At 43.5% G+C, this 23,256-nt stretch carries 23 protein-coding genes; 3 read left to right on the top strand and 20 right to left on the bottom strand.

What is annotated here, in order from left to right; genetic code table 11:
• Nucleotides 1–4 precede the first annotated feature (4 nt).
• The 15 genes from BLL41_RS03380 to BLL41_RS03295 all read right to left on the bottom strand — a co-directional run bounded on the left by BLL41_RS03380 (nucleotide 5) and on the right by BLL41_RS03295 (nucleotide 17,778).
• A complete protein-coding gene (locus tag BLL41_RS03380) occupies nucleotides 5–700 on the bottom strand; it encodes a DUF881 domain-containing protein (RefSeq protein ID WP_071576793.1) in 696 nt (231 codons plus the stop codon).
• Nucleotides 697–1,488: a cell division protein DivIB gene (gene divIB / locus BLL41_RS03375; RefSeq protein ID WP_071576792.1), complete on the bottom strand. Its 792-nt coding sequence runs from the start codon at nucleotides 1,486–1,488 to the stop codon at nucleotides 697–699. The genes BLL41_RS03380 and divIB overlap by 4 nt, the downstream gene beginning before the upstream one ends.
• Nucleotides 1,489–1,617: 129 nt before the next feature.
• A complete protein-coding gene (gene murB / locus BLL41_RS03370) occupies nucleotides 1,618–2,529 on the bottom strand; it encodes a UDP-N-acetylmuramate dehydrogenase (RefSeq protein ID WP_014663889.1) in 912 nt (303 codons plus the stop codon).
• A 31-nt stretch (nucleotides 2,530–2,560) separates the two neighbouring features.
• The gene (gene murG / locus BLL41_RS03365; RefSeq protein ID WP_071576791.1) at nucleotides 2,561–3,652 is read right to left on the bottom strand and encodes an undecaprenyldiphospho-muramoylpentapeptide beta-N-acetylglucosaminyltransferase; all 1,092 of its coding nucleotides are present in this window, start codon (nucleotides 3,650–3,652) and stop codon (nucleotides 2,561–2,563) included.
• Between the two features lie 120 nt (nucleotides 3,653–3,772).
• Nucleotides 3,773–4,873, bottom strand: coding sequence for a stage V sporulation protein E (gene spoVE, locus BLL41_RS03360; protein WP_003244810.1), 1,101 nt, complete (start codon nucleotides 4,871–4,873; stop codon nucleotides 3,773–3,775).
• Between the two features lie 60 nt (nucleotides 4,874–4,933).
• A complete protein-coding gene (murD, locus tag BLL41_RS03355) occupies nucleotides 4,934–6,289 on the bottom strand; it encodes a UDP-N-acetylmuramoyl-L-alanine--D-glutamate ligase (protein ID WP_071576790.1) in 1,356 nt (451 codons plus the stop codon).
• Nucleotides 6,290–7,264: a phospho-N-acetylmuramoyl-pentapeptide-transferase gene (gene mraY / locus BLL41_RS03350; protein WP_003238695.1), complete on the bottom strand. Its 975-nt coding sequence runs from the start codon at nucleotides 7,262–7,264 to the stop codon at nucleotides 6,290–6,292.
• A gap of 111 nt (nucleotides 7,265–7,375) precedes the next feature.
• The gene (locus tag BLL41_RS03340; protein ID WP_014663884.1) at nucleotides 7,376–8,860 is read right to left on the bottom strand and encodes a UDP-N-acetylmuramoyl-L-alanyl-D-glutamate--2,6-diaminopimelate ligase; all 1,485 of its coding nucleotides are present in this window, start codon (nucleotides 8,858–8,860) and stop codon (nucleotides 7,376–7,378) included.
• A 175-nt stretch (nucleotides 8,861–9,035) separates the two neighbouring features.
• Complete coding sequence (locus BLL41_RS03330; protein WP_071576789.1) at nucleotides 9,036–10,976, bottom strand: stage V sporulation protein D; 1,941 nt, start codon at nucleotides 10,974–10,976, stop codon at nucleotides 9,036–9,038.
• Nucleotides 10,977–11,092: 116 nt separating this feature from the next.
• Nucleotides 11,093–13,234 carry a penicillin-binding protein 2B gene (pbpB, locus tag BLL41_RS03320; protein WP_071576788.1) on the bottom strand — a complete coding sequence of 714 codons (2,142 nt, stop codon included), beginning with the start codon at nucleotides 13,232–13,234 and terminating at the stop codon, nucleotides 11,093–11,095.
• Between the two features lie 5 nt (nucleotides 13,235–13,239).
• The gene (gene ftsL / locus BLL41_RS03315; RefSeq protein ID WP_003232200.1) at nucleotides 13,240–13,593 is read right to left on the bottom strand and encodes a cell division protein FtsL; all 354 of its coding nucleotides are present in this window, start codon (nucleotides 13,591–13,593) and stop codon (nucleotides 13,240–13,242) included.
• Nucleotides 13,594–13,632: 39 nt separating this feature from the next.
• On the bottom strand, nucleotides 13,633–14,568 hold the full coding sequence (gene rsmH / locus BLL41_RS03310) for a 16S rRNA (cytosine(1402)-N(4))-methyltransferase RsmH (RefSeq protein ID WP_083427908.1): 936 nt from the start codon (nucleotides 14,566–14,568) through the stop codon (nucleotides 13,633–13,635).
• 69 nt (nucleotides 14,569–14,637) lie between these two features.
• Nucleotides 14,638–15,069: a division/cell wall cluster transcriptional repressor MraZ gene (mraZ, locus tag BLL41_RS03305; protein ID WP_003221402.1), complete on the bottom strand. Its 432-nt coding sequence runs from the start codon at nucleotides 15,067–15,069 to the stop codon at nucleotides 14,638–14,640.
• A 125-nt stretch (nucleotides 15,070–15,194) separates the two neighbouring features.
• Entirely contained in the window at nucleotides 15,195–16,814 is a 1,620-nt protein-coding gene (bshC, locus tag BLL41_RS03300; protein WP_071576786.1) for a bacillithiol biosynthesis cysteine-adding enzyme BshC, read from the bottom strand.
• A gap of 70 nt (nucleotides 16,815–16,884) precedes the next feature.
• A complete protein-coding gene (locus BLL41_RS03295; protein WP_071576785.1) occupies nucleotides 16,885–17,778 on the bottom strand; it encodes a 2-dehydropantoate 2-reductase in 894 nt (297 codons plus the stop codon).
• Nucleotides 17,779–17,937: 159 nt separating this feature from the next.
• Here BLL41_RS03295 and BLL41_RS03290 point away from each other — a divergent pair, with 159 nt between their 5' ends.
• Nucleotides 17,938–18,420: an N-acetyltransferase gene (locus BLL41_RS03290; RefSeq protein WP_071576784.1), complete on the top strand. Its 483-nt coding sequence runs from the start codon at nucleotides 17,938–17,940 to the stop codon at nucleotides 18,418–18,420.
• A gap of 56 nt (nucleotides 18,421–18,476) precedes the next feature.
• On the opposite strand, the gene gerR is transcribed toward BLL41_RS03290, so the two are convergent.
• From gerR to BLL41_RS03275, 3 genes are all read right to left on the bottom strand, one after another.
• The gene (gerR, locus tag BLL41_RS03285) at nucleotides 18,477–19,058 is read right to left on the bottom strand and encodes a sporulation-specific transcriptional regulator GerR (RefSeq protein WP_015383592.1); all 582 of its coding nucleotides are present in this window, start codon (nucleotides 19,056–19,058) and stop codon (nucleotides 18,477–18,479) included.
• Nucleotides 19,059–19,203: 145 nt separating this feature from the next.
• Entirely contained in the window at nucleotides 19,204–19,383 is a 180-nt protein-coding gene (gene rpmF, locus BLL41_RS03280; RefSeq protein ID WP_003154457.1) for a 50S ribosomal protein L32, read from the bottom strand.
• Between the two features lie 21 nt (nucleotides 19,384–19,404).
• Nucleotides 19,405–19,923 carry a YceD family protein gene (locus BLL41_RS03275; RefSeq protein WP_069837491.1) on the bottom strand — a complete coding sequence of 173 codons (519 nt, stop codon included), beginning with the start codon at nucleotides 19,921–19,923 and terminating at the stop codon, nucleotides 19,405–19,407.
• Nucleotides 19,924–19,950: 27 nt separating this feature from the next.
• On the opposite strand from BLL41_RS03275, the gene BLL41_RS03270 reads away from it, so the two are divergent.
• Together BLL41_RS03270 and BLL41_RS03265 are read left to right on the top strand one after the other, a co-directional pair.
• On the top strand, nucleotides 19,951–20,136 hold the full coding sequence (locus tag BLL41_RS03270; protein ID WP_071576783.1) for a hypothetical protein: 186 nt from the start codon (nucleotides 19,951–19,953) through the stop codon (nucleotides 20,134–20,136).
• Entirely contained in the window at nucleotides 20,133–21,380 is a 1,248-nt protein-coding gene (locus tag BLL41_RS03265) for a nucleotidyltransferase (protein WP_071576782.1), read from the top strand. The genes BLL41_RS03270 and BLL41_RS03265 overlap by 4 nt, the downstream gene beginning before the upstream one ends.
• Before the next feature lie 19 nt (nucleotides 21,381–21,399).
• Here BLL41_RS03265 and ddcP read toward each other — a convergent pair whose 3' ends face one another.
• Both ddcP and BLL41_RS03255 read right to left on the bottom strand, forming a co-directional pair.
• Complete coding sequence (gene ddcP, locus BLL41_RS03260) at nucleotides 21,400–22,425, bottom strand: protease DdcP (RefSeq protein ID WP_071576781.1); 1,026 nt, start codon at nucleotides 22,423–22,425, stop codon at nucleotides 21,400–21,402.
• Between the two features lies 1 nt (nucleotide 22,426).
• Nucleotides 22,427–23,209: a patatin-like phospholipase family protein gene (locus BLL41_RS03255; protein ID WP_071576780.1), complete on the bottom strand. Its 783-nt coding sequence runs from the start codon at nucleotides 23,207–23,209 to the stop codon at nucleotides 22,427–22,429.
• Nucleotides 23,210–23,256: the final 47 nt, after the last annotated feature.

Below are 23,256 nucleotides of genomic sequence, written 5' to 3'. Positions count from 1 at the left end.
TCAGTCATTCCTTCGTTTTTAGAATCGGTTTCATTTGTACGTTTTTCTCTTTTTCTGCCGAAACAGAAATATGATCCAGTGACAGCTGATCGATCAGGCCTCCTGCGATATTTAACGAAGGCAGCAGGACATCCGGATCTCCAATAGCAGATATCGTAAACGGAGCGGGATGCTGCACCCCGTCTACCGTTACAACGGGACCATTGCACTTAATATAAGAATCATGCGTCAACCGCTGTCCATTTACGGCGACGGCAGCTGCGCCCGAGATATAGAGTTCGTTTACCACTTGGAAGATATGGCTTTCGTGAACGATGTAACTGTTCACATTCTCCCCTTTCGGTATGTATGACGCATCTTCCAATGTCACCTCAACGCCTTCTCCCTGCACACCGACTTCCCCAATATACATCCTGTATTTTTCTGTATCTTCAAGGACGTTATAGTATTCCGTCTTCTCTTTCTTCAGCTTATTTTCCGCCTGGCGGACTTTGTTTTGTTTTTGGTATAATTCTTTTTCAAGCTTCCTATTTTCTTTCTCTTGTTTCAGAAGCTCATCTCTCAGTGCATATTCTTTTTTCCACTCTTCCGTCTCAGCCGCGCTTTTGTTGTTTTCTTTTGTCATTTGAAAAGAAAATGAAATCAAAAAGCCTGCGATAAGCATAATCAAAGAAAGAAGGACTGCTGATTTGCCCCTCAATTTCCATCTTCCTTTTTGCCAGCTTTATCGTTTTTTCCGAACTCTTCAAAATAGGTGGCAACTTCTAAATGAATAATTCCTTTTTTATTGCTGCTAAGCTGTGAAATGATAGAAGGATACGTCTTCATTCGCTCTGCAAAGGTTTTAATAGACGCGGTGACAACATAACCGTCGTTCATGTACAACTTAATACGGTTTTCATCCATTTTTACAGGCGTATAATAAATTTCTGAAATCGATTGTTTTAGAGAATTTGACAACTCATCAAGCTGCTTGGCCATTTGAGAGCGTTTCTTCGCGTTTGTCCAATTCACCAATATCGGCCCGGCATCATCCGGTGTTACTTCATTTGGCAGAACTGAGCCGTTTTCAAGCACTTCATAGTACACATCGTCTTTTTCCAAATAAGCAATCGCTTTATATTCTTCGATTGCAATGTTGATTTTATTAGGAAGCGATTTGCTGATCTCCGCTTTTTTTACTAATTTATTTTGCTGAATCTTCTTTTCTGTTTTTTGCTTGTCCAAACTCCAAAACTCAGTATCTCCGCTGTTAATATCGGAAAGGTCGATAATTTCCTTTTTAGATACATTTTCATTCCCAGTAACAGAAATTGTTGATACTTTACTGATTGGCGTTTGCAGGTACACAATGATCAGCACCATAATAAAAAAGAGCATAATAAATGAAATGAGACGGCGGTTTGCCTTCTGTTTCCTCTGTTCTTTTATTTTAGGGATACGCTCTTCAATGTTAACGATTTTTTCTCGGTCTTGACCCGGGTTCATTGCCTGTTCACCTCATTCAAATGAAACAGCTGTTAAAAGTCTGTCTATTCCAAAACAAACGGCATACTATGATGCCGTTTGTCGTTTGCTTACAGTATATCATATGAACAGCTTCAGTCAGAACTTGAATCAGCGATTTCCGCCGATGATTTCAACCTCTGTGTGCATATCAATCTCGTATTTTTCACGGATTGTCTTTTTCACATGGTCAATAAGATCAAGTACATCTTTTGCTGATGCTCCTCCCGCATTGACGATAAAGTTTCCGTGCATCTCCGATATCTTTGCACCGCCGATTTGATATCCTTTCAAGCCTGCTTTTTCAACAAGGTTCCCGGCATGATTCGGAAGCGGATTTCTAAAGATGCTTCCCGCACATGGGCTTGAATACGGCTGTGTATTTTTTCTATAGTCTTTATTGCTTTGCATTTGCTGAACGATTGATTCCTTATCCTTCTGCTCCAGCTTCAAAACAGCTTCAAGGCAAACGCCCGGGCGTTTTTTTTGCAATACAGATGTCCTGTAGCTGAAATCCATCTGCTCATTTGTCAGCCACTCAATCGTACCGTCTTCAAATAAAATGTGCGCTTTGACGAGGATCTCGCTCATATCAGAACCGTGAGCGCCGGCATTCATATAAACCGCGCCGCCGACTGATCCTGGAATACCGGCAGCAAATTCCAAACCAGACAGACCTTTTTTGCTCAATGATGTAGCAAGGCGGACCACTGAATAACCGCCTCCGACTGTTACTTGTTCCCCTTCAAGCTCCAAGTGGTCAAGACCCGCGCCCAGTTTGATCACTACGCCTCTTATTCCTTCGTCTAAAACAAGAAGGTTTGATCCGCGTCCGATGACTGTCCACTTCACATCATATTTTTTAATCACGTCCATGATGTCTTTAACAGCATCTACACTGCTTGGAATGACCAATACATCCGCAGGTCCGCCGATTTTCATTGTTGTATGATTCGCGAGCGGTTCATTTGCAAGAACCTTGCCGACTTCGCGTTCTTTTAATTCCTGTATCACTTTCTCCATCGTAAACCTCCGCATTCCATTTGCTTTTCTATTATTTTTTCAATTCCTCGAGTACGCTGTATAGACGGGCAGCCGCGTCAGGAACACCGAGTGACTTTGTTCGTTCGCTCATTTCCTTTAACGTTTGCTCATTCAGTACAACCCGGTCTAGCGCTTCAATCAGCTTCTCCCCGCTGAGCTCTGTTTCTTTCAGTACAATCGCCGCATCATGCTGGGCGAGAGATCTCGCATTGACCTCCTGGTGGTTCGCTGTCACGTACGGACTCGGGATCAGAACACTTGGAATTCCAAGTGCAGTAATTTCGGCAATCGTAGTCGCACCGGCTCTGGCCACAATGACATCAATGGCCTTTAAATACTCCGGCATTTGATGAAGAAACGGCTTTGTGACCATATTATCAGCTGCACCCTTGCTTTTCAGCTCATTCATTACTTTTTCATAGTGAACTTCACCGGTTATATACAGCACTTGGTAGTCTCTTGTTTTCAGCGCATCCTGCATGTCAATGACAGCGCGGTTAATCGGTGCAGCGCCTCGGCTTCCGCCGAAAATTAAGACCGTTTTTTTCTCTTTAGAAAGCCCAAATTCAGCCATTGATCGGCCCGTCTCTATTGAGACGACTTCAGAGGCTCTCGGGTTTCCCGTAAATACAACTTTCTCGCTAGGAAAATGTGATTTCGCTTCTTCAAAACAAATCGCTACTTTATTAACATATTTTGAAAGAAACTTATTCGTGATGCCCGGCAGGCTGTTTTGTTCATGGACAATAGTCGGAATTCCCATTTTCGCAGCGGCATAGACAACCGGCCCGCATACATAACCGCCCGTTCCAATTACGGCATCGGGCTTAAATTCCGCTAAATATGATTTGCTCTTTTTGACGCCCTTTAGAAAACGCATCACGGTCTTGACGTTTTCAAATGACAGCTTTCTTTTAAATCCTGTAATTTCAATTGACCGAAACGGTATATTCTCCCGCTCAACAATTTTTTTCTCCAGCCCGTTTTCTGTTCCGATATATAAAAATTCCACATTAGGATGACGTCTTTGCACTTCTTTAATAAAAGCAAGCGCAGGATAAATATGTCCTCCTGTACCGCCTCCGCTTATTGCAATTCGCATATCTTTTCCCCCAGTCTAAGTTTCTCTATAACATAACGATAACCCTGTTTTGTTGGACAGGGTTATCGCATCAATTGTTTCCTAGCTTCCTGTTAGACAGGGCGCTTGGCAAAACATTCGTTAATACCTCGAGTAGCGGCTTACATTCAGCAGCACCCCGACTGCCATCAGCATCAGAGTCAATGAAGAGCCTCCGTAGCTCAGAAACGGGAGCGTGATGCCTGTTACCGGAATCAGGCCTGTGACTACGCCGATATTGATCATGACTTGAATGGCAATCATTGAAATAATACCGACTGCGACAAAGCTTCCGTACAGATCAGGCGCACCAAGCGCAATTCTGATTCCTCTCCAAAGCAGGACGCTGAAGAGGAGCAAAATAAGTGTTCCCCCGATAAAGCCCAGCTCCTCTGACAAGATGGCGAAAATAAAGTCTGTTTGCGGCTCAGGCAGATAAAAGAACTTCTGTCTGCTTTGTCCGAGCCCCATTCCGAACAATCCACCGGGCCCTACTGCATAAAGCGATTGAATGATCTGAAAGCCGCTTCCGAGCGGATCTTCCCATGGATTTAAGTATGAGGTAATCCGCTTAATCCGATATGGAGCCGATAGTACGAGCCCGACAAATCCGCTAAGGCCGATCAGCCCGAGAAAGACGAAATGGGCGATCCGCGCGCCGGCTACAAAAATCATGACAATACAAGTTCCGACCATTACTGTCCCCGTTCCAAGGTCAGGCTGGCACATAATAATCAAAAATGCTGAAAACACGATACCAAGTGCAGGGACGAACCCCCGTCTGAACGATGTGATGTTTTTTTGTTTTTCAGAGAGAAATTTAGCAAGGAATGCAATCATCGCAAGCTTCATAAACTCTGAAGGCTGTATGCTGAATGCTCCGACTCCGATCCAGCTTCTTGAACCGTTCCGCACCATTCCGACGCCCGGTATCAAAACAAGCACCAGAAGGAAAAAGCAGATAACCATCAGCAATTTGGACCATGTCCTCCAAGTCCAATAATCGACATTCATGATAAAAAACATAGCAATGACGCCGATCCCCGCAAACAAAAGCTGCCGTTTCGCGAAAAAGAATGAGTCGTCAAATTTATAATCCGCCCATACCGCACTCGCACTGTACACCATAATTAATCCGATTGTTAATAATAATAACGTAATGATGACCAATAACAAATCAGGCGATGTTTTTTTAGTAGTCAAAGCAATCGACACCCCAAGCTTAAAGTCATTAGGGCTGCCGATTTACTTCAAGACAAGCCCTTACTTAAGCATATGCACGGCATCTATAAACATGTCACCGCGTTCTTCAAATGTTTTGAATTGATCCCAGCTCGCACACGCGGGTGACAGCAGGATGACATCTCCTTCATTTGAGATCGCAAACGCCGCAGATACTGCTTGTTCAACATTATCGACACGTTTGACATGTTGTATTCCCAGCTCATTGCCGAGTTTCTCGAGTTTTGGCGCCGTCTGGCCAAATGTAAGCACTGCTTTGACATGCTTCATATAAGGTTTCAAGTCATCAAAACCATTTCCGCGATCCAGTCCGCCCGCAAGCAGAATGACCGGCTTATCGAAAGCTGAAAGCGCCTTGCTTGTCGCCAAAATGTTTGTTGCTTTACTGTCGTTATAAAATTTGCGGCCATTCACTGTTGTCACATATTGGAGGCGGTGCTTCACGCCAGTAAAGCTTGTCAGCACCTTTTTAACCGCCTCATTGGACGCACCTGCCGTTTTCACAACTGCAATCGCTGCTAAAATGTTCTCCAGGTTATGAGCGCCGGGCAGCACAACCTCTTCCAGAGGAAGAATGGCTTCGCCGTTAAACATAATCATACTGCCTTTTACATATGCGCCCTGTTCAAGCGTTTTGCTGACTGAAAATGGGACGATTTCGGCTTTTCCGGCTTCAGCAAGACGCACAACCGTGTCATCATCTTGGTTGACAATGGCTTTATCTGAAGCAGTCTGATGAAGATACACTTTCTGTTTCGCTTTTTCATAGTTTTCTCGCGTATGGTGATAATCTAGATGGGCGTCAAATACATTTAAAATCAGGCTGATTTCCGGTCTGAAAGCGTGTGTTCCCATCAGCTGAAACGAAGACAGTTCAGTAACGATCCATTCATCCCCATCAGCATGATAGGCAACCTCACTTGCGACTGTGCCGATGTTTCCGGCAATCAGTGCTTTTTGTGAGTCAGCTTTGAGCATTTCGTAAATCAGCGTTGTCGTGGTTGTTTTGCCGTTCGATCCGGTAATTCCGATAAACTTGGCGTTTGTCAGGTAGTAAGCGAGCTCAATTTCCGTCCAGACCGGAATGCCTCTTTTCTCTGCTTCCTGAACCATAATGTTTTCATAAGGAATTCCCGGGTTTTTGATCAGAATTGTGATTTTATGCTGATCGAACAGAGAAACTGAATGCTCTCCGCAAACCACTTCGATTCCTTTTTCAGAGAGCTTTTGTGCCGGTTCGTTTTCTTCAAAAGGCTTTTGGTCATTGACTGCAACATAACTGCCTTTTTCATGAAGAATGGAGGCCGCCGCATACCCGCTTTTCGCAAGCCCAAGGATTAAAAAATGCTGATTCTGTAAAAATTGATCATTTTCCACTTATAACCACACCTCGATGTAAATTCCTAAAACGGCAAGCAACAGTCCCGCAGCCCAAAACGTCACGACTACTCTCCATTCAGACCAGCCGACAAGCTCGTAATGGTGATGAAGCGGACTCATTTTGAAAATTCGTTTACCTGTCGTTTTAAAGCTGATAACCTGCAGAATAACGGATAATGTCTCGATAACGAATACACCGCCGATGATAACCAGCAGGATCTCTAATTTCGTTAAAATGGCAATGGTAACGATGGCTCCTCCCAATGCAAGCGATCCCGTATCTCCCATAAAAACTTTGGCCGGATGAGCATTAAATACAAGGAAGCCCAGAACTGCGCCGACAACGGCCACTGAGAAAATCGCTACGTCATATTGAGACTGATTCCATGCCAGAATGGCAAAGGCGCCAAAGGCAATCGCCGCAGTACCGGATAATAAGCCGTCAAGGCCGTCAGTCAGGTTAACTGCATTTGATCCGCCGACAAGCATAAAGAGCACCAGAATAAAGTAAGCCCAGCCTAGATCAAATGATAAGTCAGTTCCAGGAACGCGAATATCTGTCGCAAAATTGTAGTAATGGTACACAGCATAAAATACAACTGCAATAATAATCTGGCCGATCAGCTTTTGCTTTGATGTCAATCCAAGGTTTCGCTTCATGACAACCTTGATGTAATCATCTAAAAAGCCAAGCAATCCATAGCCGAGCGTCACAAACAGAAGCAGCACCATTTCGGGGCTTATTTCTGAAAACTTCTGTGTCATCACAATTGTTGTCACTATGATAGAAAGTATAATCATAACCCCGCCCATTGTCGGTGTCCCTGATTTTTTCTGATGTGATTTCGGTCCTTCTTCTCTAATACTCTGGCCGAATTTTAATCTTCTTAAAAACGGAATAAGAATCGGAGAGAGCAGAACACTAATTAAAAAACCCATTAAAATTGTAAACAGAATGACTTGCTCAAGCATTGTCCTTTTCTCCTCCTGTTTCTTTCAAACGACATACGTAGTTATCATATTCATGATTTTTTTCCATATGAAAAATCTTTTCAAGCTCCATTATTCAATAACATCTCTTTCCTATGAATTCGTCTTATTCTTATTGAGTTCAACAATAGCTCTCGCCGCTACTTCAGCATCATCAAAATCGAAAGTTTCATTTCCGATCTGCTGATAGGTTTCATGTCCTTTTCCTGCAATGAGGACAACATCGCCTTTTTTGGCATTGGCAATCGCGAAAAAGATCGCTTGCTCCCGGTTTGCAATACTGTGATAGTATGCGTTCTCTACTCCAGCTTCCATATCTCTTAAAATCGCGCGAGGATCTTCGCTTCTCGGGTTATCTGAAGTGAAAATCGGCTCGTCAGCCAGCTCCACAGCAATTTTAGCCATTTTCGGGCGTTTCGTCTTATCTCTGTCTCCTCCGCAGCCGACAACGACAAATAGCTTACCTTCCGTCATGTCTCTGCATGTCTCCAGCACATTTTCAAGGCTGTCAGGTGTGTGCGCGTAGTCTACAATGACAGGAAACTCCTGCTGCTGATTGACCAATTCAAAACGTCCTCTTACACCACGCAATTCTTCAACAGCCTCAGTGATGATTTCAAATGGTATGCCTGCTGCAATGCATGTCGCAACAGCGGCCAGCACGTTATACACATTAAATTGTCCGACGAGAGACATCGTGATGTGCTTCGTGCCTTTGTTTGTCACGAGATCAAAGCTTGTGCCCTGCGCAGTGATATTGATGTTCTTCGCCATCACGTCAGCATTGTTTTTAATGCCGTATGTAGAGATATGCGCTGCTGTTACCTTTTCAAAATAAGCGCTCGCCTCATCGTCAGCATTCAGTACGGCACGCTTTGGATGTTCATGGTTGAAAGCCCCGCCAAGTTGCGAAAAGAGCAGGCTTTTTGCATGCCGGTACTCATCCATCGTTTTATGATAGTCCAGATGGTCCTGCGTTAAATTCGTAAACACGGCAATATCATAATCACAGCCGTGAACGCGTCCTAAAGACAAAGCGTGGGAAGAAACTTCCATGATAGCAGTGTCGACGTGCTTGTCATTCATTTTCTTAAACGTTTTCTGCAGCGTGACGCTTTCCGGAGTCGTGTTTTTCACTGGAAGTGTTTCGTCTCCGATTTTCATGTACATTGTACCGATCAAGCCTGTGCGTTTTCCCGCTTTTTTCAAGATCTCATCGACCATATGGGTCGTTGATGTTTTGCCGTTTGTCCCCGTTATCCCGATCAGCTGGAGCTTCTTCGTCGGCTGTCCGTAAAACGCATCAGACAAAACGCTGAGCGCGCGAAGGGACTGCCGGACAATAATAACAGGAACATCCACATCGACCTCTCGTTCTGCCACAATAGCCGCTGCGCCGTTTTCTACTGCTTTTTGCGCAAAATCGTGGCCATCCACCGTATACCCTTTTACACATACAAAAAGACTCCCTTTCTTTACTTCTCTGGAGTCCATCTCAATTGAAGTTATTTCAGGGTCTTGTGAGTCGTTTACAGAAGGTTCGGTTGTTAAGTATGTAAGCAGCTTTGTAAGTTTCATCGTATCAAACCTCTCAACATTCTAATTCGTTCTTTTTATCATTGAAGTCACATCAAAGGATGTGGTAATGATTTTAAGCATACAGTTCATATTTTAGCGTAAATAAAAGGATACATCCAGCTAATCTTGAAAGATATCAGCATTTTTTCTGCAATAAAAGAATAGGCAGCCCGAATCAATCGGCTGCCTCCTTTTCATCTTCTTCAGTCAAATACACGCGTATCTTCGAACCCTCTTTTACTTTCGTTCCGGCAGCTGGCGATTGTTTAACGATTTTGCTTCCTTTCCCGGAAGCATCTACATTGAGATTCACCAATAGCGACTCAAGATCTGAGACAGACATCCCTACAACATTCGGAACTTCTATTGTTTTTGTGTCGTTCCATTGGTATTTTTTCTCGATTTGATTTTTCCGGGGCTTTACACCAAGTTCCGGCAGGCTGTCTCTCATAATACTCCCGACAATAGGCGCTGCAACCGTTCCGCCAAACTGAATTGTGCCTTTCGGGTTATCCACCGCAACGTAGACAACTAGACTCGGATCATCGGCGGGCGCGAAACCGATAAATGATACAATATGGTTGTTTTCAAGGTATTTTCCATCTTTAACCTTTTGTGCCGTTCCTGTTTTTCCTCCGACACGATATCCTTCCACAAATGCATTGCGGCCGGTGCCTTCTGCGACAACGCTTTCTAGAGCATAGCGGATTTGTTTGGATGTTTCTTCAGAAATGACTTGTTTCTTTGCGATTGGTGATTGTTTTTTGACCGTTTTCTTCGTAACAGGATCGATCCATTCCTTCGCGATATAAGGTGTGTAGAGCGTACCTCCGTTTACAGCGGCAGATACGGCTGCAACCTGCTGAATCGGCGTGACAGATACTCCCTGTCCGAAAGCCGTAGTTGCTTGCTCCACCGGGCCCACTCTGTCAAGCGGGAATAAGATGCCTGTTCCCTCGCCTTGAAGATCAATCCCCGTTTTTTGTCCAAAACCAAAGTCTTTGATATATTTGAAAAGCTTTTCCTTTCCTAAGCGCTCGCCCAATTCAACAAACCCCGGGTTGCAGGAGTTCTGCACAACTTCTAGATACGTCTGCAGCCCATGCCCGCCTCTTTTCCAGCACCGCAGTCTCGCTCCGTCCACTTCCGCATGACCCTTATCATAAAATTGATCCCGTTTCAAATTAACTTTTTGCTCTTCAAGGGCTGCTGCAAGCGTAATGATTTTAAAGGTAGATCCCGGTTCATACGTGCTCCATACCGGCAGATTTCGGTTGTAGACGGACGGATCGACTGATTGATAATCAGCTGGGTCAAAGTCAGGCCTGCTAGCCATCCCCAGGATTTCTCCGTTTTTCGGATTCATGGCTACGGCAATCATGCCATCCGGATGATATTTGGCCTCAGCGTTATCAAGCTCTCTTTCCATTATCGTCTGAACCTTTGAATCAACTGTCAGCTTCATATCAAGCCCATCCTTAGGCGGCGTATAGTCGTCCGCTTCATCAGGCATCTTCTTCCCCTTGGCATCTGTATAAAACTTAACAGAACCTTTTTCTCCTTTTAGATCATCATCGTAATAGGCTTCCAGTCCAAGGAGCCCTTGGTTGTCAATTCCTGCAAATCCAAGCACATGAGATAAAAAGCTGCCGAACGGGTAATGACGGATACTGTCCTCCGCAACATACACACCTTTTAAATCAAGCGCTTTGATTTCCTTCGCCTTCTCATTTGAAATTTTTCTCCCTTCAGGAGTGATCTTTTCGATTGACGCTTTTTTTGTCACATGTTTATAGACTTTTTCTTCTGACATGTTGAGCACCGCCGCTAGCTGCTTGCTCGTTTTCATCGGATTCTGAACTTGGCGCGGCACGACGAATACGGTCGGCGCACTTTTGTTTGTTGCGAGCTTCACACCGTTCCGATCCAGAATCTCGCCTCTCTCCGGTTCAAACGGCAAGTTACGGCTCCAGGAATCTTTCGCCAGCGAAGTCAGTTTTTCGCCCATCACAAACTGAACATACCCCAGCCTTGTATCAATGATCAGAAACACGATCACGCCAAAAAGCAAAACAAATAATAAACGTTTTCTAACCGTTACATTCGAGACGCGCAAGAGACCGTTCACTCCTTATTTAGGCTTGTTTCATTTTATGCCTGAAATTGGACAGGTAGAACGATGCTCCTCTGAAGGCATAAAAAAAGAAAGCCTGCATAACGCAAGCTTTCTTTTTAATCAGGATTTTTAAACTTAACCTTGATCACGGTTTTGTCTTTTATTTCTTTGTCTTTCTTAACGCTTTGGCTGACAGCATAGCCTTGGCCGTTTACTTCAATATGAATTCCCGCGAGCTCGCCGTATTGAAGAACCTCTCTTCTCGACCACCCTGTCATATCAGGCATTTTGATTTTGCCGCCCGTTTTCAGGAAAACCTTCTGATTGGTCAGAACTTCCTCATCCGCTGCCGGGTACTGTTCTTTTACAGCGACATCACTGCCGATGACAATCGGTGTGAGATTCTCTTCTTTTGCTTTCTTTTGAGCAGCAGTTACGGTTTGATCTGTTAAATCAGGCATCTTCTGCGCTTTTGTTTCTTCCTTATCTGAGTCAGATTTTTCAGTTGGTTCTATGTTTAGGTAGTGCAGGCTGTTTTTCATTGTTGGGTTGAAGATTTCAGAAACTGGTTCTGAACTGCTCTGTCCTGCTTTTAACTTCGGCTGCTGTACAGCAACATAAATTAAAAGCTCAGGATCATCTTTTGGAGCCATACCCATAAACGAAAAGATATAGTTATCTGTACCGTCTAAATATCCGCCTTTACCGGCTATTTGCGCAGTACCTGTTTTCCCGGCAACATCAAAACCTTCGATTTTATATGCTTGCCCTGTTCCGATCTTCGATGTAACGACTTCTCCCAATATATCCCGCACCTTTTTCGCAGTGCTTGCAGAAATTGGAGTTCCGGCTGATTCCGGCTTATTTTGATAAATAGTTTTATCTTTATCGGGATCAACGATATGGTCAATCACATAAGGTTTCATCATTTTGCCGTCATTCGCAATTGCCGTTGCGGCCTGAAGCTGCTGAATTGGTGTGACCGCAGACGCTTGGCCGTATGCGGTTGACGCCTTATCAAATTCATATTTAAAGTTGATTTTACTGGAGACTTCTCCGGGCAAATCAATACCTGTTTTCTGGTAAAAATTGAATTTGTGTAAATATTGATTGAGGCGGTCATATCCCAGCTTTTCTTTCGCCAGTTTCGCAAATGCAACATTTGACGATCTTAGGACGCCGTCATGATATGTTGTTGGCCCCCAGCCAACGCCTCCATTATGGTCCCTAACAGGTGCTCCGCCAACTTCAAATGTTCCTGACTTATATTGTTCGTTCGCATTAAACACGTTTTCCTGCATCGCAGCAGCGAGTGTAAAGATCTTCATCGTTGATCCGGGTTCATACGCATATGAAATCAAATCATTATAGTAGTTTGTCACATCGCGCTTGTTCGGATCAAAGCTTGGGCGCTGTCCCATAGCAAGCACTTTGCCCGTTTTCGGATCAACGACTGCGGCCATGATTTTTTTCGGATTATACTTTTGCGCCACTTTTGTCATGCTGTCTTCCAAAAAGGTTTGAATTTTCTGGTCAATGGTTAAATATACATTGTCACCATTTTTTGGCGCGGTAATTTTGTTTTTGCTGTTTGGGAGCTCCCAGCCGGATTTGTCGCTTTCATATGTCACATATCCGTCCCGCTCCTTCAAATACTTATCCAGCACTTTTTCTAATCCCATCGCGCCGGAAATTTCATTTGTGTCCTGATCAACCTCGGCATAGCCGATTAGATTAGATGCAAATACACCGTTTGGATAGTAGCGTTTTGTATCACGTAAAAATGAAATACCTGGGAGTTTCATTTTTTCAATTTTTTGCTTTTGTGAATACGTAATATCCCGGCCCGCTGAGCCAAATTCGACTTGTTTTGCATCTTTATTTAAGATATCAAGGATATCAGCTTTATCCATGTTTATCACTTTAGACAGCACTTCCGCCGTTTTTTCTTTGTTTACGACATGCTGAGGATGCTTGACATCAGTGGTCATTTTTTTATCGAGAATCGCAATCAGCTTATACGTTGCGGTGTCCTCAGCAATCACTTTTCCGTTTCGGTCTAAAATCGAGCCGCGGCTTGCCTCGATGGTCCGTTTCTTTTCATGCTGCTCTGTCGCTTTTGTCGCAAGCACTTCACCGTCCGCTTTTCCGGTTATTTGAATATATGCCATTCTCCCTAGGATGACAAAGAAAAAGAGAGCGAAACAAATACTTAGAATCGCTGCTCCTCTATTCATAAATTTATTCTTTTTTGGCATTTGAATCATTCCTGTATGTTTTTCACTTTTTTATCTTTTAAATTCAAGCCGTTCTTTTTCGCAATGTCCATAATACGCTGCGGTTTGCTTAAATCAGCAACGCTTTTTTCGAGGTCACCAATTTGCTTATTTTCGGATGAAATTTGCTCCTCAAGCTTTTGCACCTCAATATTGGTTTGATATGCCGCATATGCCTTCGATACGATCAAAAGCGATACGCTGAGCACCGCCGCAGCAAAGAGGACAAGAAGCACTTTTTCTCCGAGAGTAATGGAAGCCCTTTTTTTGACAATCACTTTTTTCTCAGGACTGATTGCATGCCGCTGCTGTTTCTCTGGTTGGTAAGCTAAATTGCTCATAGGCTGATGACCTCCTTTTAATTTTACATTCGCGTTTCGTTATTTTCTTTTTTCAGCAATCCGAAGCTTGGCAGAACGGGCCCGGTTGTTCTCTTCAAGCTCTTCTTGAGATGCCGTAATCGGTTTTCGTGTGATGAGCTTCAGCTCCGGCTCAAACTCTTCCGGTATAACAGGAAGACCCGGAGGAAGTTCCGGAAGCGACGACTTTTCTTTAAAAGTGGTTTTGCAAATTCTGTCTTCTAGCGAGTGGAAGGTAATGACTGATACCCTGCCCCCTGGCTTCAGAACCTCAATTGCCTGCTCCAAAGCTTCTTCAAACACCCTAAGTTCATCGTTCACGGCAATTCTGATTGCCTGAAACACGCGTTTAGCGGGATGTCCCCCGCTCCTTCTCGCTGGAGCGGGAATCGCGTCTTTTATTAGATCGACCAGTTGGCCCGTAGTTTGAATAGGAGACTTCATTCTTGCCTCCTCAATTTTTCTGGCGATTTGTTTACTGAACTTCTCTTCTCCGTATTTAAAGAAAATACGGACGAGATCCTCATAGCGCCACTCATTAACGACTTCTTTCGCCGTAAGCGTAGCCGACTGGTCCATCCTCATGTCCAACGGTGCGTCATGATGGTAACTGAATCCGCGCTCCGGTGTATCCAGCTGCGGAGAGGACACCCCTAAATCAAATAAAATACCGTCTACTTCTCTAATACCTTGTTCATTCAAACATTCTTTTAAATACCTGAAATTGCTTTTAATCAGAATAAGCTGCCCTTTATAATCGGACAACGCTTCTTTCGCATGCTGTAATGCCATATCATCTTGGTCAAAAGCGATTAAACGCCCTTTCTCGGATAACTGCTGCAATAAATATGTACTGTGCCCAGCTCCGCCGAGTGTGCAGTCTACATATGTACCGTCCGGTTTAATATTGAGTCCGTCTACGGTTTCACGAAGAAGTACTGTCTTGTGTTGAAACATTTTGTGTTGGTCCCACCTTTTATCAGGATGAATTGAAATTGTTTTTAGAGTGTTATACACGAAGAATCATTATATATCAAACCCAATCATGTTTTCAGCAATTTCAGCAAATGAATCTTCTTGCTCTTCTGTGTATTGTTCCCAAATTACTTTACTCCACAATTCAATTCGATTAGAAACCCCGATAACAACACATTCTTTTTCCAGTTTGGCGTAATTCAATAGAGATGATGCGATATTTACCCTGCCTTGCTTGTCCAGTTCGCATTCAGTCGCCCCTGAAAAGAAGAAACGGGTAAACGCGCGGGCATCTTTCTTTGTGAGAGGAAGAGCTTTTAGTTTTTCTTCAATTTGTTTCCATTCGTGCATAGGGTAGCCGAAGAGACATTGGTCGAGTCCTCTAGTCAGCACAAATTGCTCACCTAGGCCTTCTCTGAATTTAGCGGGTACGATCATGCGGCCTTTCGCATCGATGGTATGCTGATATTCACCCATAAACATGATCTCTTGCCCCACTTTCTCTCCTTAACTCACCACTATTCACCACTTCGCTCCACAACTTCATTTTACACTGTTTACCCATAAAAAAAAACCCTGAACTATTCAGGGTTCTTTAAAACTTTATTTCAAAGTTTGACAACTTGATGTTGATTTTGAAAAGAAAATGGCAGATTCTTGAATGTCGTGAAGAATTTTGGACCGTACCTGTTCAAATAATACATGATATTCCAAATCCGTTCTTGCGGCGCAAGAAGCGGCTTAATGCTATTTTGAATTCTCTCATAATCCTTCAAGACGTAGCCCTCTTTTTCCTCAATTCGCTTCGTCACCGTGCGCTCTAAGAATTGAAGCTGATCCTGAATAAAAGCGGCATTTTTCAGGAGTAAAGGTTCCATGCTTTGATCAACCTTTAACGCCTCCTGCCGGACCGTTTTGTGAATCGCTTCAATTTGGCTTCTCGCTTGATCCATCACCGCCGTAAACTCTTCCGGAATCTGGCGCTCGAAGTATGTCTCTCTTTGATTCTCCGTTCCGCGCTCAATCGCGTCTTGTAACGAGATATTCCGTTCAGACAGTTTTTTCTCAATATGCCGCTCAAGTATCGTAATGTTCAGCCTTGGCATGACAGGAGGCATTTTGAAGCCCATCACCGCAAAAGCCTGTTTGAGTTCACCCCAATAGTTAATTTCTCCAGGCCCTGCAATAAATGCTAAAGTCGGAATGAGAAATTCCTGCATTAATGGTCTCGTTACAACATTGTTGCTGAAGCGCTCTGGATGTTCTTCCATATGTGTATGAAGTTCATCCATCGTCCATCCTAGGTCAAGCTCTTTGATGACAAATCGCCCGTTATCTTTTTCAATTAAGAAACGCTCTTCTTCATATTCATAAAACAGATTCGCCTGCTCTTTTCCGGACTCGATAATCGGTTTGTAGCCTGCTTGACGCATGAAGGCCTGCTGATCTGATACAGCGCGGGCGAGTTCATCATTTTCTCGAAGAATCTTTTGGAACATGGCCGTTTCCAGCTTTTTAATCCCAGGATCTCCAGAATTTAATAAAACTAAGCCCTCCTCTTGGAACAGATCCGCGATCAGCAGCTCAAAGAAGTCAGTAAACGTAACAGATTCTCGTAAACATCGTTTCACATTGTCAAGAAGTAAATTCGTGTGGTCTGTTTCTTCAAAAGCGGCAAACACATCATCTATCCACGCGGCACACTTTTCCTGGTCAAGCGTTGTGCTCGCTGCTGATGACTTCTTCCAATAAGACTGAGACAGCTTTTTTTTCATAGGACCATTCTCTTCAGAAATATGAACAAAATTAATCTCATCCAAATCGTGGTCTTCTCCGGCCACCCAGAAGATCGGTATGACAGGCACTTGCAGTTCCTTTTCTTGTTGCTTTGCTAAAACAATGATTGAAATGATTTTATGTATGGTGTAAAGCGGTCCTGTTAAAAGTCCTGCCTGCTGTCCGCCGACTACAGCGGCACTTGAAGGGTCCTTCAGCTTCTCAATAGCAGACTGCATCGCACTTGAACCGAATTTATTATGGTAAGAGGATAAGTACGCCACCAATTCCTCTCTTGCGAAAAACCGGGAAGATAAGTCTTGCAGTCTTTCGCGCCACATGCCCTTATGATGAATGCTGTAATCAAAAAAAGAAGACATTTCTTCTTTGCCATCTATATAGTGCTGTACAAACACATTCTGATTTTTGATGGAAAGTTCAGTTAGCTGCATCTTCTAGAACTTCCTTTCTCCAATAAATAGTTAGTTATCCGAAATGAGTATAGCATGTTACCGAAAAAGCTCAAAAGACTTTGTTTGTATTTCGCTCCAATGCTTTGATGCTGCCGTATAAAAACGCTAGATGGACGGCATCAATTCCGTGAAGACTTGCTTCCTTCAATAAGTATCCGATGATGGCGTCAGCTTCCGTCTGCCGGCCTTCAATGACGTCAACCAGCATTGAAGAGCGATTTTCTTTCGTTAGTCTGCAAACGGTCTGAACCCGTTCCCAAGCCTCTTCTTCGTTTTCAAGCCTTAAAATGCGGCATGCCTCCTGAAATACCAGCTTCATAAAAGCCAGATAAGCTGGCGTTGTCAGCAGGTCTCCATTTTTCACCTGCAATAACGCAGTTAAAGGATTAATACACGCATTTACAATCAGCTTACCCGTCAGCAGACGGTACCAATCCGTCTCATAACAAATCGGAAAATCCGAGTGGTTATGCTGGAACAAGATGTTCAGCCGATCTGGTTCAGCATCGAACGCGCTCCATTTTATCGCACCTAGGCCTGTATGATCAACAGCTGTATCCGATTTTCTTACAGCTCCGTGCTCAACGATTCCAACATAAATGGAGTGGCCAACGTGCCAGTCTTTTAAGTTGTGGATATGGCCCATGCCGTTTTGCAAAAATAATATATTCGTTTTCCCGATCCGTTCAAGCGACGGAAAAACAGACTGAAGCTGATGCTGCTTCACTGTCACGACAAGCAGGTCGAAATCCGAATTGATATGCGTGTCTGCACTGCAATCAGCGCTAAATTCCTCCCCGCCTTTATAAAGCCAGATCCCTTCAGACTGAATGGCCGCAGCCTGTTCCTGCCGCCTCGTCACAACAGTCACATCGTGATCAAGTGACAAATAATAGGCGCATAAAAGACCGACGGAGCCTCCGCCGATAATTCCAATTTTCATGATGTCACACCCAATTTAGCATTTACATATTATCATAGCAGAAGTAAGCAGAAATTACTTCTCAAAGATCCCATGTGCTTAAAATTAAAGTTTAAATATTTGGATTTTTTAAATAAAGCGTTTACAATATATGTAGAAACAACAAAGGGGGAGATTGGTTTGACAAAGGTAGAACGTCTGCTTATCAACTATAAAACGCTGGAAGAATTCAAGAAATTCAAAGAATACGGCATTCAGGAGCTTTCAATGCTTGAAGATCTTCAGGATAATATTATTGAAAATGACAGCACCTCGCCTTTTTACGGGATTTATTTTGGCGATAAACTTGTAGCACGAATGAGTCTGTATCAAGTTAACGGCAAATCGAATCCCTATTTTGACAACCGCCAGGATTATTTGGAGCTGTGGAAGCTTGAGGTTCTTCCGGGCTACCAGAACAGGGGATACGGGAGAGCCTTGGTTGAATTTGCAAAATCATTCAAAATGCCGATCCGGACAAATCCGAGAATGAAATCAGCGGAATTTTGGAATAAAATGAACTTTAAAACTGTTAAGTATGATATGGCGCGGGACAAAGGGGAAAACCCGCTCATCTGGCATCCTGATATGGATCACGAAATGACACCGGGAGAGTCTGCATAGAAATCAAAACAACCGGCCTATTCTTACTATAGGGCCGGTTCATTTCAGGCGTTTCATTATGTTTCTTGAGCCGCTTTTTTCATTCTTCCGTCTTCCTTCGAAACAACCATTTTTCTGGCCCGATCCATGATATCGATCAGTGCCTTGTAATCCTCTTCTGTCATCTCTAGCTGATTCCGCAATGTCTGATTTTCACTCCGCAAATCCTCAAGCTCTTTTTGCAGCGATTGGATTTGCTCCTTCAATTTTTCCCTTTCAAGCTGAAATTCTTGTGCAGACGGTGCTTCTTTGAATTGTTCGAGAAATTGAATGACATCCTGAATGGACAAATCTCGTTTTCCTTCTGACGATGCCGAGGCAGTCTGCTTCATGGAATTCGGCATATTGACCGAATGAACGCCGATTTGCTTTCTCAGTTCTTTCCTTTGCTTTTTTGCAAGCTCTATACCTGACTGGTATTGTTTTCTCACATACGAGTTCCACCTGAAACCACAGGCTGCCGCGGTTCTGGTCAGCGCCCTTCCTACCTCTTCAAAGGCGGAAAGCTGTGTTCCTCCCTCTCGAATATGACGAAGCACCACTTCTGCCAGCAGCAAATCCTCATCCTGAGTCCAAGCATCTTGTCTTGTAATGGTCAAATTCAATCTCCCTCCATGTCAGCTTATTTATCTCATACATATGCCGGTAATAGATTAGATAGACTATTTGCACTCACAAATTTTCCGCAAGCTGACAGGAAGAGAAAAAGAAAAAGCGCAGGGCTTTCACCCCGCGCTTTTCTTATTAGTTACTTTTTACATTTATGTCTTTGCCGTTGTATGATCCGCATGCTTTGCATACACGGTGAGACAACTTCATCTCTCCGCATGACGGACATTCTGTCATACCAGGTACATTAAGTTTGAAATGTGTACGGCGCAATCTTTTCTTCATTTTAGAAGTTCTTCTAAAAGGTACAGCCATTATTCCCACCTCCTTAAAGAGTTAAGATTCATCATCTTGTTTTAAGAGCTTTTCGAGGGCTGCAAGTCTCGGATCAACTTGTTTCTTCTTGTCTTCTTCCGAAATGACTTGCCAATCCTTTCCTTCTTGAGGAGCAGCTCCTTTTTCTTGTTCAGATTCACAAAAGATTTGCATAGGGATTTCTAAAAGAATTTCTTCTTTCACGATCGGAGTTAAGTCGATAGTATCGTCCTCAACAATGTGAACGTCATCATCTTCTATATCATCCGTGTGATGAAATATAAACAGTTCTTTTGTTGAAATTTCAAATGGATACGGGACATCAACGAGTGTTCTTGAGCATGGCAAAATCATTTCGCCTGAAATTGTAAAATCAAACGAAACCTGTTTGGATTTGATATCCGCTCTGCCCTTCACCCGGACGGGAGAAATGCGGCGAATGTCAGAATTCAGCTTTGTCAGCTCATTTAACTCAACTGTTTCATCAAATTCAAAACTTTGTTTTGGCATTTGATGCAGCTGATAAATCGTCCATTTCATTTGTATCACCTCAGGAAAGCAACAAACATGATTATAGCTTTTAAGATTGTTTTTGTCAATATTTTTTCTTTACAGCATAATGCTGGCATCCAAGTATCGTTGACAGCGGAATATGCTATGCATACACTTAAAACAAAAATAAGGCGTAAGAGTTTTCATTTGCAAATGTACCATACGTTTTTAAACATAGCAAGAAAGGCGGAAAAAATATGAAAGCTGTCGGATTGGTGGTTGAATATAATCCCTTTCATAACGGTCACCTTTATCATGCCCAAACAGCAAAGCGGCAAACCGGATGCGACACGGCTGTCGCGGTGATGAGCGGGCATTTTTTACAGCGTGGGGAACCGGCTGTTGTGTCAAAATGGACCCGAACAAAAATGGCGCTGCAAAGCGGAGTTGATCTTGTTATTGAGCTGCCTTATCTTTATGCCGTGCAAAAAGCGGACATTTTTGCACGCGGCAGTGTTTCCATCCTGAACGAACTTGAATGTGAGGCGCTGTTTTTCGGGAGTGAAAATGGGGATATCAAGCCGTTTTTAGAAACAGCACAGCTTATTGATGAGCATAAACATACATTTGATGACCGAATTAAAGAAGAACTTAAAACGGGGACGAGTTACCCAACAGCGGCGGCTAGCGCCTTCAGCTCCATTTTGCATACCGAAAGCGCACTTGACTTGTCAAAACCAAATAACATTTTGGGATACCAGTATGTGACTTCGATTCTAACCGGGGGATATCCTATGAAACCTTATACCACGGCACGCATCTCTTCGGACTATCATGATGCCAATCTCCCTGAAGGCGAAAGCCATATCGCAAGCGCCACAAGCATCAGAAAAGCGATGACTGGTCAGAATCTCGAAGCCTGCCTTCGTTTTCTCCCTTCGGCATCTGCGCGGGAATTAGCAGCTTACCGCAAATCTTTCGGATTGTGGCATACACCTGAGAGCTACTTTTCTTACTTAAAATACAGCCTTTCAACTGTAACAGCACAGGAATTACAGCAAATATACGAGGTGAAGGAAGGTTTAGAGCACAGAATTCTTCGTTCGATCAGAAAAGCCAGCTCCTATCAGGAATATATGGAGCTGCTGAAAACGAAACGTTATACATGGACAAGGCTCCAGCGGATGAATACGCATATTTTAACCAGAACAAAAAAAAAGGATATAAAAAAGCTTCTTGACGACGATAAGGTGCCGTATATCAGGCTTCTCGGCATGACAAAAAAAGGACAGGCTTATTTATCCGAAAAGAAAAAAGCGCTATCTGTTCCGCTTGTCAGCAAACTGTCCTCTTTCTCCCATCCAGCTCTCGATCTGGACATAAAAGCAAGCAGAATTTACAGCCTGCCGATAGAAGAGCCGCTGAGAACCGAGTTTGACCTGCAGGAATACGGACATGCACCGATTCGCTATGACGAGGATGAACAACACTTTTTAAATGTATAGAAAAAAAAGCACCTGAGAATCAGGTGCTTTTCGCTTTCAGCTTATTCAAATAATCAATCGCATCCTGCATGGTATCAACAGGCACAATCTTCATATCTGAATCAATATCTTTTGCTGTTTTCACAGCATTTTTATAATCGGAATTGCTGGCACCGTTTTGATTTGGCGCGAAGAAAATGTCCTTTCCGGCTTTGTCTGCGGCGACGACTTTTTGATCAATTCCGCCAATCGGGCCTACTTTTCCGTCAACATCAATGGTACCTGTTCCCGCAATATCATAACCTTTTGTTTCGTCTGTTTTTGTCAGCTGATTATAGATTTCAAGAGACATCATTAACCCGGCCGAAGGGCCGCCGATATTCTCGATTTCAAAATCAATATCCGGCTCCACTTTGACGTTTCTGTCCGTATAGAGTGAAACACCGATCCCAGCCCGTTGCGGCTCATCAGGAAATTGTTTTAACGTAAGAGTGACACGCTTTTCTTTTTCTTCTCTTTCGATCTTTAACGTAACTTTATCTCCCGCGTTTTTGCTGCTGATATAATCAATCAGCTTTTCAGCAGACTGATAGTTTTTGCCGTCTGCACTGATGATTTTATCACCGACTTCTATTTTCCCTTTTGCGGGCATGTTTTCTACAACTGAGCTTGCATATATGCCGTTAAAGGAGTAGCTGACTTTTTTTCCTGCTTCTTTATAGGCGGCTATAACCGCGTTTTCTTGCGAGCTTTTCATCATTTGGAGCTGCCTTTTCATGTACTCCTTATCTGACTCGCCTTTTTCCTTAATGCTCTCATCAGGAACAATTTCATAATAAGGGTGCATCTTTGCCCACACATATGTAAACGGATTAGCCGGTCCCACTTTGACAGTCATTAAGGACAGGCTTCCTTTTTCCGGGTAGCCTCCCTCCACTTTTATCAATGGAGCAAGCTCTGTCGCTTCTCCCGGCTTTGTAATATAGTATGGAAGTTTTATAAATGATAAAGCGGCGATCAGTATGAGGATGACGAGCATCCAGCTAAAATGTTTTTTACGTAGCAAATTATGAGCCCTCCCAATTCTCTATTTCTTTTCTTATCTTGCTGATCATTCGGTTTGTCGCCTCTTCGCCTGCCGATATCATTTCTTCAATATTGGCAAACGAGCTTGAGCTGTATGTTTCAAGAGAAGGGCGAATCATGATATCTGCGGCAATCGTTTGATGCCGCACCAATTCATTTTGCAGTATATCCATACTTTGCATAATCACATCAAAAATATGCACTGCTGTTTCAGTTTTTCGAACCCTGGAAACATCCGAAGCGATGATAATATCAGCTCCCATGTCTTTTACAACAGAAACCGGGATTCGATCGACGACCGCGCCGTCTACAAGAAGGCGTCCGTCCAGTCTCTGCGGAATAAAGATACCCGGTATGCTGATGCTAGCCCTCACTGCATCTGACACTGATCCTTTGCGGAACACAATCTTTTCTCCCGTCTGTAAATCACACGCAACAATGCCCAGCGGAATATGGAGCTCTTCAATCGGTTTTCCGAATGTATAAGCATGCACAAGCTGTCTGACGCGGTCACCTTTTAAAAAACCGAGCTTCGGCACCGTATAATCAGCATAAAGCCTTCGTTTAAAGGCTTTGGCTACTTTTTTCATCGTTGCCACGTCATGGCCGGCGGCATAAAAACTGCCCACCAAAGCGCCCATGCTGCTTCCTGCAATCATATCCACATGAATTTGATGCTTATGTAAACTGGAAAGCACACCGAGATGAGCAAGCCCTCTGGCCCCTCCCGATCCTAACGCTAACCCGATTTTAGGTTTGGCCAAAGCGTTAACCTCCTGCCTGAATTCCCTGTATACCGAATTCTATGGTC

It is taken from the genome of Bacillus sp. FMQ74 (assembly GCF_001875785.1).
GTDB classification, from domain to species: Bacteria; Bacillota; Bacilli; order Bacillales; family Bacillaceae; genus Bacillus; species Bacillus stercoris.
The sequence above is the reverse complement of the archived record's forward strand: the minus strand, read 5'-3'. Positions and strand labels throughout refer to the sequence as shown.